This window comes from Pantoea cypripedii (genome assembly GCF_002095535.1).
In the GTDB taxonomy this organism is placed as follows: domain Bacteria; phylum Pseudomonadota; class Gammaproteobacteria; order Enterobacterales; family Enterobacteriaceae; genus Pantoea; species Pantoea cypripedii.
The window spans coordinates 3,365,592-3,379,227 of the sequence record NZ_MLJI01000001.1 but is presented as its reverse complement, the minus strand read 5'-3'; the positions used below and the strand labels follow the sequence as shown (position 1 = coordinate 3,379,227).

The window sequence follows — 13,636 nt, the reverse complement described above, 5'->3', positions numbered from 1 at the left end:
GCAGGGAGCACAGCGGTGGCGGGAATGCTGCAAACGAACCGGGAGCACTGTAGTCACAGTGCTCCCTTTTTTTATGCGTTTTTTGAGCATGGCCCGACAAGTGATATGCTTGCCGCCCGATTTTTCTCTGGAGGTGGCGCATGTCGTCGCAACAACTTATTTTGCAGCGGCTGCAGCAGGTCGAAGCGGTGATGCGCGAGCACGACCACTGGCAGACGCAATCCCCTGATGTGGCAGCTTTTGACAGCACGCAACCTTTCTGTCTGGATACGATGGCACCGCTTGAGTGGCTGCAATGGGTACTGATCCCCCGTATGCAGGCATTAATTGTGGCTGATGCACCGTTGCCGCAAAACTTCGCTGTCGCACATTATTTTGAAATGGCGCTGCCTCCCACCACGCCGGGCCATCCCATGCTATTGCTGACGCTAAGTCAGCTCGACGCCTTATTTACGGGACCTTCTGCCTGATGCTGGAAATTATTTACCAGGATGAGTGGCTGGTGGCTGTCAATAAACCGGCGGGATGGCTGGTGCACCGCAGCTGGCTCGATCGCAAAGAAAAAGTGGTGGTGATGCAGACGGTGCGCGACCAGATTGGTCAGCATGTCTTTACCGCCCACCGGCTGGATCGTCCCACTTCCGGCGTATTGCTGATGGGACTGTCGAGTGAGGTGGGTCGGTTGCTATCGCAGCAATTTGAGCAGCACCAAATCCGCAAAACCTACCATGCGGTGCTACGAGGCTGGCTGAGCGAAAGCGGTACGCTGGATTATCCGCTGGTGGAAGAACTGGATAAAATTGCCGATAAATTCGCCACAGAACCACGCGGGCCGCAACCGGCCGTGACGGATTATCAGCTGCTGACGCATGTCGAGATGCCGGTGGCGATTAGCCGTTACGCCACCTCGCGCTATAGCCTGGTGGAAATGCAGCCGCGCACCGGACGTAAACATCAGCTTCGTCGCCATATGGCGCACCTGCGTCATCCCATCATTGGCGACACCACCCACGGTGATTTGCGCCAGAATCGAGGCGCAGCAACGCATTTTGGACTGGATCGTCTGATGCTGCATGCCAGCGCACTCAGCCTTAATCATCCGGTAACGGGTGAGCCGCTGGTGATCCGCGCCGGGCTGGATACGGTCTGGCAGCAGATGTTGCAGCAGTTTGGCTGGCAGGAGCAGATGCCTGATGTTCCCAGGGTTGAGTTTGCCGACGAGGCAGTCCAGGATAAGCCAACAGAATAAAGGAGCAGCACAATGGCAAAGATTGGCATTTTTGTAGGTACGGTATACGGCAATGCGTTGCTGGTGGCGGAAGAAGCAGAGCCGGTGTTGCAGGCGCAGGGCCATGAGGTCAAAGTCTTTGAAGATCCCTCGCTGGCGCAGTGGCAGGATTACCAACAGGACGTGGTGCTGATCATCACTTCGACCACCGGGCAGGGTGATTTCCCTGACAGCATCGCCGGGTTGTATCACGCGGTAAAAGATCAGCTCGGCTATCAGCCGGAGCTGCGTTATGGCGTGATTGCGCTGGGTGACAGTAGCTACGATAACTTCTGCGGTGCAGGTAAGACCTTTGATGCCCTGTTGCAGGAGCAGAGTGCCAAACGCATCGGCGACGTCTTAACGGTGGATGCGACAGAAGACCCGGAGCCGGAATCCGTCACTACGCCGTGGGTGGAAAACTGGGGTAAGTTGCTGTAATAAAAAAGGTCGCCAATATTGGCGACCTTTTGCGCTTGCTACATCACGTCACCGGGGCTGGATTAAACACCGCCAGCTGATTGCGGATCCCCCAGCGGTCTGACCATGTTTGCTTGCGTCCGCTGGCAATATCCAGAATCAATTCAAACAGTCGCCAGCCCACCTGCTCAATACTTTCCTCGCCGGTAGCAATGGTGCCCGCATTAATATCCATCAGGTCATGCCAGCGCTCAGCCAGTGCGTTGCGCGTCGCCATCTTGATGACCGGAATCGCCGCCAGGCCATAAGGGGTGCCGCGGCCGGTGGTGAACACCTGCAAGGTAATGCCCGAGGCCATTTGCTGCGTACCACAGACAAAGTCGCTGGCTGGCGTCGCGGCATAGATCAAACCGCGTTTAGTCGGACGCTGACCGGGTGACAACACCTCAACAATCGGGCTGCGGCCGGATTTCGCAATCGAACCCAGCGCTTTTTCCACCACATTGGCCAGCCCACCTTTTTTGTTACCGGGTGAAGGATTGGCGCTACGGTCGGTTTGTCCCATGCTCAGATAGTTGTCATACCAGGCCATCTCTTCCAGCAGTCGCTTACCTACCGCTTCATCGACGACGCGTGGCGTCAGCAGATGGATGGCATCGCGCACTTCGGTGACTTCCGAAAACATCACTGTCGCACCACAACGCACCAGCAGGTCAGAAGCAAACCCAACTGATGGATTGGCGGTGACGCCGGAAAACGCATCACTGCCGCCACACTGCGTACCTATTACCAGCTCCGATGCCGGGCAGGTTTCGCGCTGGCGCTGATTAAGCCGCTTCAGATGGCGTTCGGCAACCTGCAAAATCTCATCCACCATCGCGCCAAAGCCCACCAGCCGTTCATCCTGCAAACGCACAATATCGTTGTCATCCAGTGAGATGGCCTGAACATCGGGCGTGCCGGTCAGCAGACGTTCTGGCTGGAGTTTCTCGCAACCGAGGCTGACGATCATCACTTCACCGCCAAAATTGGGGTTCAGCGCCAGGTTATGAATAGTGCGAATCGGCACCATGGCTGCCGGAGCGTTAATCGCCACGCCGCAGCCATAAAGGTGGTTGAGCGCCACTACACCATCGACATTGGGATAACGGGGCAGCAGGTCACGTTCGATAATCTGCACCACATAATCCACCACCCCGGCAACGCAGTGCACGCTGGTGGTAATGCCAAGTAAGTTACGCGTCCCCACGCTGCCATCGGCATTGCGATAACCTTCGAAGGTATAACCTTCCAGTGGGGGTAAATTCGCCGGGACATTGTTTGCCAGCGGCAGGCTGGCAAGCGGTGGCGCTTCCGGCAGCGCCACCAGGGATTCGTCGATCCAGCTGCCTTGGGCAATGGCGCGCAAGGCATAGCCGATGACTTCACCGTAACGCACAATCTCGCCCTGCTCAGGTATAGCCACCAGCGCCACTTTATGGCCCTGGGGCACATGCTCAATCAGTTGCAGGCCATCTGCAAAGCGGGTGCCAGCCGGCAGCCCCTGGTTATTGACCACAATGGCGACGTTGTCGCTATCGTGTACTTTGATATAAAGCGGTTTCTCGCTCACTGGTCGGTTCATTACTCACCTTCCGTTCAATCGCGCTGTGCGTGGCAGCGCGGTGTCATTGATTGCTTCCGTCACTTCATCGTTTTTTTGCCAGCCTTAGTATATGCAGGGGTATTGCGCGATACATTGTGCAACTGACTGGCTTTCAGCAATTTTATTGCCTCAATTTGAGTCGTTTAACCAAACACAAGTGAAGGGACTCACAAAGCATGACTAAGCTGTGCATTAATTAACCGCCATGGGGTGGAATTTGACAGTTCCGTGAGCCACGCCGCAGCGTTATGTGCAAACGCCATAAAATATGTCCACATGTCGTTAAATCATCAGGCTTTCTTCCAGTGTTTCGCCATCCCGCTGTTCCTATACTGATTCTCGTTATCCAACGTTAGGTTATGAGTCACGACGCATCATCGTATTGCCTATAAAAAAATCGCCGTGTTTAACCCAACATCATTCTGATACCCAACGCGATGTGTATGCAGTCAGAGTGAATGTAGCGTCTGCTATATTTCAGGAGTGCATCATGAATAGTTTTAGCCAGACAGCGGAAGCGGTGCAAAAGCGCACCAATGCCCGTTACTGGATTGTGGTGATGTTATTTATCGTCACCTCATTCAACTACGGCGACCGTGCAACCATCTCGATTGCCGGTTCTGCTATGTCCAAAGATATTGGCCTCGACTCGGTGGGTCTGGGGTATATCTTCTCCGCGTTCTCATGGGCTTATGTTATCGGCCAAATCCCTGGCGGCTGGTTGCTCGACCGCTTTGGTTCGAAACGCGTTTATTTCTGGAGCATCTTTACCTGGTCGCTGTTTACCTTCCTGCAAGGCTTCGTTGATCTGTTCAGCGGCTTCGGCATTATCGCTTCGCTGTTTATGCTGCGTTTCCTGGTGGGGCTGGCGGAAGCGCCTTCCTTCCCTGGCAACAGCCGCATCGTGGCGGCGTGGTTTCCGGCGCAGGAGCGTGGCACCGCGGTGGCTATCTTTAACTCCGCCCAATACTTCGCCACGGTGATTTTCGCGCCGATTATGGGCTGGCTGACCTCCGAAGTGGGCTGGGCGCATGTGTTCTGGTTCATGGGTGGGCTGGGCATCATCCTCAGCTTTATCTGGCTGAAAGTGATTCACGATCCTAACGATCATCCTGGCGTGAACAAAGCCGAGCTGGAATATATGGAGCAAGGCGGTGCGCTGATCAACATGGACGCGAAAAAGTCCGAGCATAAGGTCAGCTGGAGCGAGAAGTTCTATCAAATCAAACAACTACTGACCTCCCGTATGATGCTGGGTATCTACCTCGGCCAGTACTGCGTCAACGCGCTGACCTACTTCTTTATTACCTGGTTCCCGGTTTATCTGGTGCAGGCGCGCGGCATGTCAATTCTCAAAGCGGGGATTATCGCATCGATTCCGGCGATATGTGGTTTCCTCGGCGGCGTACTCGGTGGGGTAATCTCGGATTACCTGATGCGCAAAACCGGCTCCCTGAATATTGCCCGTAAGACACCGATTGTGGTCGGTATGTTGATGTCGATCAGCATGGTGATGTGTAACTACGTCGATACCGAATGGGTGGTGGTATTTGTGATGGCGCTGGCCTTCTTTGGTAAAGGCATCGGGGCACTGGGCTGGGCGGTGATGGCGGATACCGCACCGAAAGAGATCAGTGGCCTGAGCGGCGGTCTGTTCAACATGTTCGGTAACTTCTCCGGGATTGTGACGCCGATTGCCATTGGCTACATCATTGCCACCAGCGGTTCGTTCGAATGGGCGCTGATTTATGTCGGTATCCACGCCTTTGTTGCCGCGTTCAGTTTCCTGGTGATTACCGGGGATATCAAACGTATCGAACTGAAACATCGGGCATAAGGACAGAGCATGAATACGCAAAGTACGCCGGTGATTACTGATATGCAGGTGATTCCGGTTGCCGGTTACGACAGCATGTTGCTTAACATCGGTGGCGCGCACAGCGCCTGTTTCACCCGCAACATCGTGGTGCTGACGGACAGCGCCGGGCATACCGGCGTCGGTGAAGCGCCAGGCGGCGAAACCATTTATCAGACGTTGGTTGAGGCCATTCCGCAGGTGAAAGGCCAGCAGGTGGCACGTATGAACCGGCTGGTGCAGCAGGTGCACAAAGGTAATCAGACCGCTGATTTTGATACCTTTGGCAAAGGCGCGTGGACCTTTGAACTGCGCGTCAATGCGGTGGCCGCGCTGGAAGCCGCGCTGCTTGATTTGCTGGGGCAATGCCTCGGCGTCCCGGTGGCGGAATTGCTCGGTCCCGGCCAGCAGCGTGATGAAGTGACGGTGCTGGGTTACCTGTTTTATATCGGCGATCGGCGTAAAACCGATCTGCCTTACCTGAGCGGCGCAGGGGCCAGTCATGACTGGTATCACCTGCGGCATCAGGAGGCGCTGACCCCCGAAGCGGTGGTACGTCTGGCTGAAGCGGCGCAGGATAAATACGGCTTTAAAGATTTCAAGCTGAAGGGCGGCGTGCTGCCGGGCGAGCAGGAAATTGCCTCGGCGGCGGCATTGAAAAAACGTTTCCCGGACGCGCGTATCACCGTCGATCCTAACGGAGCCTGGCTGCTTGATGAGGCGATTGCCCTGTGTAAAGGCATGGGCGATGTGCTGACCTATGCGGAAGACCCCTGTGGTGCTGAGCAGGGCTACTCCGGTCGCGAAGTGATGGCGGAGTTCCGCCGCGCCACCGGTTTGCCGGTCGCCACCAATATGATCGCCACCAACTGGCGTGAGATGAACCACGCGGTGATGCTCAATTCCGTCGATATCCCGCTGGCCGATCCGCATTTCTGGACGCTGAGCGGCGCGGTACGCGTGGCGCAATTATGTGACGACTGGGGCCTGACCTGGGGTTGCCACTCCAATAACCACTTCGATATTTCACTGGCGATGTTCACCCATGTGGGCGCAGCGGCACCGGGTAAACCGACTGCCATTGATACCCACTGGATCTGGCAGGAGGGCGACCAGCGCCTGACCAAAGAACCGCTGCAAATCCGCAACGGCAAAATCGCCGTACCGGATAAGCCCGGCCTCGGCATTGAGCTGGACTGGGATCGTCTGCAACAGGCTAACGCCTTGTACAAATCTCTGCCGGCAGGCGCGCGTAATGACGCCACGGCGATGCAATATCTGGTTCCCGGTTGGTCGTTCGACCGTAAGCGTCCGGCCTTCGGTCGCAGCAAAGCATAAGGAGCAGGAAATGAGTCAGACACCGAAAATCACATCCATGCAGGTCATCCCGGTGGCCGGTTACGACAGCATGCTGCTCAACCTGAGCGGTGCGCATGCGCCTTTCTTCACCCGTAATATCGTCATCATCAAAGACAATGCGGGCCATACCGGGGTTGGGGAGATTCCGGGCGGCGAAAAGATTCGTCAGACGCTGGAAGATGCAGCAGCGCTGGTGATGCAGAAGAATATTGGTGAATACAAAAACATTCTCAATCTGGTGCGCAGCACCTTTGCCGACCGCGATTCCAGCGGGCGTGGCTCCCAGACTTTTGACCTGCGCACCACCATCCATGTGGTGACCGGCATCGAAGCGGCGCTGCTCGATCTGCTGGGCCAGCATCTCGGCGTCAATGTGGCGTCGCTGCTGGGAGAAGGCCAACAGCGTGACCGCGTCGAAATGCTCGGTTATCTGTTCTACATCGGCGACCGCCGGAAAACCTCGCTGCCGTATCAGAGCCAGGAAAACGATAAATGTGACTGGTATCGCCTGCGTCATGAAGAGGCGTTAACGCCGGATACGGTGGTACGTCTGGCGGAGGCCGCCTATGAAAAATACGGCTTCAATGATTTCAAACTAAAAGGCGGCGTGCTGCGTGGCGGTGAAGAGGCCGAGGCGGTCACCGCGCTGGCGAAACGCTTCCCGCAGGCGCGTATTACGCTCGACCCCAATGGTGCCTGGTCGCTCAATGAGGCGATTCTGCTGGGTAAACAGCTGAACGGGATACTGGCTTATGCAGAAGATCCGTGCGGTGCCGAACAGGGCTACTCAGGCCGCGAAGTGATGGCGGAGTTCCGTCGCGCCACTGGCCTGCCGACCGCCACTAATATGATCGCCACCGACTGGCGTCAGATGGGGCATACCCTGTCGCTGCAATCCGTCGATATCCCGCTGGCCGATCCGCATTTCTGGACCATGCAGGGTTCAGTGCGCGTGGCGCAGATGTGCCATGACTTCGGCCTGACCTGGGGTTCGCACTCCAACAACCACTTTGACGTATCACTGGCGATGTTCACCCATGTGGCCGCCGCTGCGCCGGGCGCGATTACCGCCATCGATACCCACTGGATCTGGCAGGAAGGCAATCAGCGCCTGACCAAAGAACCGTTGCAAATCAAAGGCGGCATGGTGCAGGTACCGCAGAAACCGGGTCTCGGCGTAGAGCTGGATATGGATCAGGTGATGCAGGCCAATGCGCTGTATCAGAAACACGGTCTGGGTGCGCGTGATGACGCCCAGGCGATGCAATTCCTTGTGCCCAACTGGACCTTTGATAACAAACGTCCATGTCTGGTGCGCTAATTTTTCCGTTACAGGAGTCAAGATAATGAGTAATACAGCCTGGCCGAATGCTTTTCGTCGCCGCTTGCTGGCAGGAGAAACCCTGATTGGTAGCTGGTGCGCGCTGGCCAACCCGATCACCACCGAAGTGCTGGGCCTGGCAGGATTTGACTGGCTGGTACTGGACGGTGAACACGCGCCGAACGATATCACCACCTTCATTCCGCAACTGATGGCGCTGAAGGGCAGCCACAGTGCGCCAGTGGTCCGTCCGCCATGCAACGAGCCGATCATCATCAAGCGCCTGCTGGATATTGGTTTTTACAACTTCCTGATTCCGTTCGTGGAAACCGCCGAAGAGGCGACGCGTGCCGTGGCCTCAACCCGCTACCCGGCTGCCGGTATTCGCGGTGTCTCGGTTTCGCATCGTAGCAACATGTACGGCACGCTGCCGGACTATAACGCCACCATCAACGACAACATCACGGTGCTGGTGCAGATCGAATCCCAGCAAGCGGTAGACAACATTGATGCCATCGCCGCCGTTGACGGCGTGGACGGCATCTTTGTCGGCCCGGGCGATCTCTCAGCCGCGCTGGGTTATCTCGGCCAGCCTGCCCACCCGGAAGTACTGAAAGTCATCAAATACATTTTTGAGCGCGCCAAAGCAGCCGGTAAACCGAGCGGCATTCTGGCTCCGGTTGAAGCCGACGCGCGTCGTTATCTGGAATGGGGAGCCAGCTTTGTTGCTGTCGGCAGCGATCTGGGTGTTTTCCGCAACGCCACACAGGCGCTGTGCGACAAATTTAAGAAGTAACTGACTAAAGGGCAAACGTCATGAAAATTGGATTTATCGGCCTCGGCATCATGGGCAAACCGATGAGTAAAAACCTGCTGAAAGCGGGTTATTCGCTGGTGGTACGTGACAACAACGCGACCAGCGAAGCTGAACTGATTGAGCTGGGCGCAACCAGCGCGAAGACGGCAAAAGAAGTGGCGCAGCAGGTTGATGTGGTGATCACCATGGTGCCGAACTCGCCGCAGGTGAAAGAAGTGTGCCTGGGCGAAAATGGCATCATCGATGGTGCGAAACCGGGCCTGATCGTCATCGACATGAGTTCTATCGCGCCGCTGGCCAGCCGTGAAGTGCACGCTGCGCTGGCAGAGAAAGGCATCAAAATGCTGGATGCGCCCGTCAGCGGCGGCGAGCCGAAAGCCATTGAAGGTACGTTGTCAGTGATGGTGGGCGGTGATAAAGCGGTGTTTGACCAATGCTACGACATCATGAAAGCGATGGCGGGTTCAGTGGTGCATACCGGTGAGATTGGCGCGGGCAACGTGACCAAGCTGGCGAATCAGGTGATTGTGGCGCTGAATATTGCTGCGATGTCTGAAGCGTTGTCGCTGGCAACCAAAGCGGGCGTGGACCCGGAGCTGGTGTATCAGGCGATTCGTGGCGGGCTGGCAGGCAGCACGGTGCTGGATGCCAAAGCGCCGATGGTGCTGGATCGTAACTTCAAGCCCGGCTTCCGTATCGATCTGCATATCAAGGATCTGGCTAATGCGCTGGATACTTCGCATGGTATTGGTGCACATCTGCCGCTCACCGCTGCGGTGATGGAGATGATGCAGGCGCTGAAAGTCGATGGTTTGGGTACGGCCGACCACAGCGCGCTGGCCTGCTATTATGAAAAATTAGCGAAAGTTGAGATCACCCGGTAACTCGCACGTCCGGTATCAGCTGATACCGGACGGCCTGGTTGCCTTAGCAGGACGGATTTCCGTCATCAACCGCGCTCGGATTGCCTATGAAAATCGTAATCGCACCGGATTCATATAAAGAGAGTTTATCCGCCCTGGAAGTGGCTTCAGCGATTGAAGCGGGATTCCGCGACATCTTCCCTGAAGCTGACTACGTAAAAATACCGGTCGCCGACGGTGGAGAAGGCACGGTAGAAGCGATGGTGGCGGCAACGCAGGGAAGCATTGTCAGGCTGACGGTCACCGGACCGCTGGGAGAGCCTGTTGATGCGTTCTACGGTTTATCTGGCGACACGCGTACCGCGTTTATTGAGATGGCTGCCGCCAGTGGCCTGGAGCTGGTTCCTGCGTCACGCCGCGACCCGCTGATCACCACCTCATTTGGTACCGGAGAACTGATTAAAAACGCGCTGGACAGAGGGGTGGGTCACATCATCATTGGTATTGGCGGCAGCGCCACCAACGACGGTGGATCCGGCATGATGCAGGCGCTAGGCGCTCGTCTGCTGGATAATCAGGGCCACGAAATTGCCTACGGTGGGGGAGCGTTGCCGCAGCTGGCGCGAATCGAAATCGATCATTTAGATGCGCGTATCCGGCAGTGTCGTTTTGAAGTGGCCTGTGATGTCACCAACCCGCTGACCGGCGAAAAAGGTGCCTCGGCGATTTTTGGCCCGCAGAAGGGGGCGACGCCGGAGCTGGTTGAGCAACTGGATCAGGCGCTGGCGCACTATGCCGACATAATCCATCGTGATCTGGATATTGATGTGCTGCATATCGCGGGTGGCGGCGCGGCGGGAGGGATGGGTGCAGCGCTGCATGCGTTTTGCCAGGCCGAGTTGCGGCGCGGTATCGAAATCGTCACCGAAGCGCTGGGCTTAGCCGAACAGGTGCAGGATGCCAGCCTGGTGATTACCGGGGAAGGACGTATCGACAGCCAGACCATCAACGGTAAGGTGCCCATCGGTGTCGCACAGGTGGCGAAACAGTTTAACAAGCCGGTGATTGGCATTGCGGGCAGCCTGACGGCTGATGTTGGTGTGGTGCATGAACACGGGCTGGATGCGGTGTTTAGCGTGCTGTTTGGTATCTGCACGCTGGAGGAAGCGCTGGCAAACGCCGCACAAAACGTACGCATGACGGCACGTAATGTGGCGGCCACCCTTAAGGCAGGAAAAAGTCTGTAAACATCCCCGTAGCGGCGCGATTTATCGCGCGGAATTTTCCTGCATCGCGCAGAGGATTGCGCGATAAATCGCGCCGCTACGGCCCGAACAAAATTGTTAGTGTTGCAGTAACTTCCTTGCCTCGCGGGCTACATTCTCCATTTCGTCGCTCAGTTCCAGCAGTTCCGGTTCCAGTGCGGCGATATCACTCTCCTGATGCAGGCTCTTTTCCAGTTGCTGGCACAGCGCCTTCAGGCGCGGTACGCCGCTGTAACTGGCGCTGCCGTGTAACTTGTGAATAATTTCCCGCAGGCCGGTCACGTCATTGTTTTCCATGCAACCTTCCACGCGTTTAGCCACGTCCGGCAGGAAATCCAGCAGCATCTGCAACAAATCGCGCGCCAGGTCTTCCTTGTTCGCTGCCTGGCGTAATGCCAGCGCCCAATCCAGCGACGGGGCCAGCGCAGGAGCCGGGGTAACGGGCACGCTTTGCGGGGTATAACGCCGCAGCAGTTGGCTAAGCTTGTCTTCATCGATTGGCTTCGCCAGATAATCGTTCATACCGGCATTGATCAACTGCTCGCGTTCACCATCCAGCGCATGGGCGGTGACTGCCACGATCGGTGTTGATGCGTGCAGCGGCAGGCTGCGGATAATTTCACTGGCGCGGATACCGTCAATCTCCGGCATCTGAATATCCATCAGAATCACATCCAGCGCGTGGCTACGCGCCTGGCGGATGGCCTGCTCGGCGTTATCGCACAAAATAATGTGTTCAACCTGCTCCTCAAGCAGCGCGCCGATCAGCTTCAGGTTGGCCGGGTTGTCATCCACCGCCATTACCGTCAGCGGCTGACGGCTGCGACGCGGCACCGCTTCGCGCTGACGGCTATGAAAATCGAGCAACATCGGCAACAACCGGGTCAGTGACACCGGTTTGGTCAGGCAACCCGCGATACCACGTTTACGCAGCTCGTCAGCATGCAGCATCATTTCGCTGGGCAACGCCAGCAGCACCGAATCAGCGCGGGTCAGCAAATGGTTAATCATCTCATCGGGCATCACGGGCGTGGTTTTAGCCGATACCGGCAGACCCATCAGCAGCAGCGGGAAGTGCTCATTCCCCAGTGCCTCAAGGCTTTCGACGTGATGGACCTGCAACGGTGTGCCGCTCAGCATCTCCAGCACCGCTTTCGCCACCGCCGGGTGCGGTTCCACATAGGCTAACTGTGATGGGCGCAAATCCTCCAGCGCGCGCGGCAGGGAAGGGGCGTTGGGATTGAGATCGAGTTGAATATGCACCCAAAAGGTGGACCCCTGACCCTGGCGGCTATGGAAGGCAATTTCGCCCCCCATCTCGTGCACCAGTTTCTGGGTGATCACCAGACCCAGTCCGGTGCCGCCATGGCGGCGCGAAATGCTGGCATCGGCCTGGCGGAACGCCTGGAACAGTTGCGTCTGCTGCTCCCCGGAGATACCAATGCCGGTATCGTGCACCTGAATTTCCAGCGCAACGCGGGTGGCATTGGCGTTGCGTAGCTCAACACGCAGGTCAATATGGCCCTGCTCGGTAAACTTGATGGCGTTGCCGATCAGGTTGATCAGAATCTGTTGCAGGCGCAGCGGGTCGCCAATCACGTTGTCCGGCACCTGTTTTTCCAGGCAGACGGTGATTTCCAGCCCCTTCTCGTGTGCCGAGGGAGCCAGCAGCACCAGGGTTTCATCCAGCGTGGCGCGCAGCGGGAAGGGGATGGATTCCAGCACCAGTTTTCCCGCTTCCAGTTTGGAGAAGTCGAGCACGTCATTAATGATGCTCAGCAGGTTCGCGGCCGAGCGCTCGATGGTGCTCATATAATCGCGTTGGTTGGTGCTCAGACCGGTTTTCAGCATCTGGCGGGTAAAGCCAATCACCCCGTTCAGCGGCGTACGCAGCTCGTGCGACATATTGGCGAGGAACTCGGATTTGATGCGTGCCGCCTCCTGGGCGCGTTTCTTCGCCAGATCCAGTTCTACGTTCTGAATCTCCAGCTGTTCCAGCGTTTCACGCAGATCGTAGGTGGCCTGATCGATATTCTGCTGCATCTCTTCATGGTAGGCGGTCAGCGACATGGCCATGGCGTTGATACCATTCTTCAGAATACTCAGTTCACCCAACATGTAGCCTTCGACGCGGCTGTCGAGCTGGCCACGGCGGATACGGTCAACGGTGGTGACCATATTACGAATTGGGCCGGTGACGTCGCGCATCAGACGATAGGCAAACAGCATCGCGATGCACAGGCAAAACAGCAGCAGCAGGGTGGCAACAAACACCTCTTTGTACTGCTCAAGGCGCACCGATTGCAGATCCAGCTCAATCGCCACATAACCCAGCGGGTTCCCGGCAGGTTTGGCATCTTCTCCCGGCAATTCATCCACCGAATAACGTTCCGCGACGATAGGAGTGCGTAGCACCATCAGATTGCCACGGCGTTCCACCGAGACCCCATCCTCCAGCGTGGAGATATCCTCCTTCTGCAACAGGCTGAGGTTTTGATTGTTATTCGAGGTGACGTAGATGTGATTGTTGTTGTCGAAAACCGTAATCGCACGGACAATATCGGAATGTCGCCGATGCAGCAGGCTGACCAGTTCGCGAATCGCATCGCGGTTGTGCCAGGTCATGCCGTATTCGGCGGAAACCGCCAGCGGCTCGATAATATTCGCCCCCGCGTCGCGCACCTGATGCTGTAACTCGTTATAACGATGAACCACAAAAAAAGTACTGAGCAACAGGCCGATCATCAGCGTAGGTGCCAGTATCAAAATCATCATTCGCGCCCGCAGGCTGTATTTGGTCATAATTAAGGCCTGGCGGCTCCTG

The 13,636-nt window shown here is 56.8% G+C and carries 11 protein-coding genes; 9 read left to right on the top strand and 2 right to left on the bottom strand.

Annotated features, from left to right (window positions below; all coding sequences use genetic code 11):
• Nucleotides 1-140 precede the first annotated feature (140 nt).
• Genes HA50_RS15615 through HA50_RS15605 form a run of 3 tightly spaced genes read left to right on the top strand, consistent with a single transcriptional unit; the run spans nucleotide 141 to nucleotide 1,708 of the window.
• Complete coding sequence (locus HA50_RS15615; RefSeq protein WP_084876490.1) at nucleotides 141-470, top strand: YqcC family protein; 330 nt, start codon at nucleotides 141-143, stop codon at nucleotides 468-470.
• Nucleotides 470-1,249, top strand: a complete 780-nt coding sequence (gene truC / locus HA50_RS15610; protein ID WP_084876489.1) for a tRNA pseudouridine(65) synthase TruC — start codon at nucleotides 470-472, stop codon at nucleotides 1,247-1,249. The genes HA50_RS15615 and truC overlap by 1 nt, the downstream gene beginning before the upstream one ends.
• A 12-nt stretch (nucleotides 1,250-1,261) precedes the next feature.
• Nucleotides 1,262-1,708: a flavodoxin gene (locus HA50_RS15605; RefSeq protein WP_084876488.1), complete on the top strand. Its 447-nt coding sequence runs from the start codon at nucleotides 1,262-1,264 to the stop codon at nucleotides 1,706-1,708.
• Nucleotides 1,709-1,751: 43 nt separating this feature from the next.
• Here the strand turns inward: HA50_RS15605 and garD are convergent, their stop codons facing one another.
• Entirely contained in the window at nucleotides 1,752-3,311 is a 1,560-nt protein-coding gene (gene garD, locus HA50_RS15600; RefSeq protein ID WP_084876487.1) for a galactarate dehydratase, read from the bottom strand.
• A gap of 511 nt (nucleotides 3,312-3,822) precedes the next feature.
• Here garD and HA50_RS15595 point away from each other — a divergent pair.
• The 6 genes from HA50_RS15595 to HA50_RS15570 all read left to right on the top strand — a co-directional run bounded on the left by HA50_RS15595 (nucleotide 3,823) and on the right by HA50_RS15570 (nucleotide 10,794).
• The gene (locus HA50_RS15595; protein WP_084876486.1) at nucleotides 3,823-5,169 is read left to right on the top strand and encodes an MFS transporter; all 1,347 of its coding nucleotides are present in this window, start codon (nucleotides 3,823-3,825) and stop codon (nucleotides 5,167-5,169) included.
• Between the two features lie 9 nt (nucleotides 5,170-5,178).
• Nucleotides 5,179-6,525, top strand: coding sequence for an enolase C-terminal domain-like protein (locus HA50_RS15590; RefSeq protein WP_084876485.1), 1,347 nt, complete (start codon nucleotides 5,179-5,181; stop codon nucleotides 6,523-6,525).
• 10 nt (nucleotides 6,526-6,535) lie between these two features.
• A complete protein-coding gene (gene gudD / locus HA50_RS15585) occupies nucleotides 6,536-7,867 on the top strand; it encodes a glucarate dehydratase (RefSeq protein WP_084876484.1) in 1,332 nt (443 codons plus the stop codon).
• 25 nt (nucleotides 7,868-7,892) lie between these two features.
• Nucleotides 7,893-8,663 carry a 2-dehydro-3-deoxyglucarate aldolase gene (garL, locus tag HA50_RS15580; protein ID WP_084876483.1) on the top strand — a complete coding sequence of 257 codons (771 nt, stop codon included), beginning with the start codon at nucleotides 7,893-7,895 and terminating at the stop codon, nucleotides 8,661-8,663.
• Nucleotides 8,664-8,683: 20 nt separating this feature from the next.
• Nucleotides 8,684-9,568, top strand: coding sequence for a 2-hydroxy-3-oxopropionate reductase (gene garR, locus HA50_RS15575; RefSeq protein WP_084876482.1), 885 nt, complete (start codon nucleotides 8,684-8,686; stop codon nucleotides 9,566-9,568).
• Nucleotides 9,569-9,654: 86 nt separating this feature from the next.
• The gene (locus HA50_RS15570; RefSeq protein ID WP_084876481.1) at nucleotides 9,655-10,794 is read left to right on the top strand and encodes a glycerate kinase; all 1,140 of its coding nucleotides are present in this window, start codon (nucleotides 9,655-9,657) and stop codon (nucleotides 10,792-10,794) included.
• 96 nt (nucleotides 10,795-10,890) lie between these two features.
• On the opposite strand, the gene barA is transcribed toward HA50_RS15570, so the two are convergent.
• A complete protein-coding gene (barA, locus tag HA50_RS15565; protein WP_084876480.1) occupies nucleotides 10,891-13,614 on the bottom strand; it encodes a two-component sensor histidine kinase BarA in 2,724 nt (907 codons plus the stop codon).
• Between the last annotated feature and the right edge of the window lie 22 nt (nucleotides 13,615-13,636).

What these genes read in the sequence shown, in the direction of transcription:
- HA50_RS15615 (WP_084876490.1), top strand. Translation starts at nt 141, where the DNA reads ATGTCGTCGCAACAACTTATTTTGCAGCGGCTGCAGCAGGTCGAAGCG.
- truC (WP_084876489.1), top strand. Translation starts at nt 470, where the DNA reads ATGCTGGAAATTATTTACCAGGATGAGTGGCTGGTGGCTGTCAATAAA.
- HA50_RS15605 (WP_084876488.1), top strand. Translation starts at nt 1,262, where the DNA reads ATGGCAAAGATTGGCATTTTTGTAGGTACGGTATACGGCAATGCGTTG.
- garD (WP_084876487.1), bottom strand. Translation starts at nt 3,311, where the DNA reads ATGAACCGACCAGTGAGCGAGAAACCGCTTTATATCAAAGTACACGAT.
- HA50_RS15595 (WP_084876486.1), top strand. Translation starts at nt 3,823, where the DNA reads ATGAATAGTTTTAGCCAGACAGCGGAAGCGGTGCAAAAGCGCACCAAT.
- HA50_RS15590 (WP_084876485.1), top strand. Translation starts at nt 5,179, where the DNA reads ATGAATACGCAAAGTACGCCGGTGATTACTGATATGCAGGTGATTCCG.
- gudD (WP_084876484.1), top strand. Translation starts at nt 6,536, where the DNA reads ATGAGTCAGACACCGAAAATCACATCCATGCAGGTCATCCCGGTGGCC.
- garL (WP_084876483.1), top strand. Translation starts at nt 7,893, where the DNA reads ATGAGTAATACAGCCTGGCCGAATGCTTTTCGTCGCCGCTTGCTGGCA.
- garR (WP_084876482.1), top strand. Translation starts at nt 8,684, where the DNA reads ATGAAAATTGGATTTATCGGCCTCGGCATCATGGGCAAACCGATGAGT.
- HA50_RS15570 (WP_084876481.1), top strand. Translation starts at nt 9,655, where the DNA reads ATGAAAATCGTAATCGCACCGGATTCATATAAAGAGAGTTTATCCGCC.
- barA (WP_084876480.1), bottom strand. Translation starts at nt 13,614, where the DNA reads ATGACCAAATACAGCCTGCGGGCGCGAATGATGATTTTGATACTGGCA.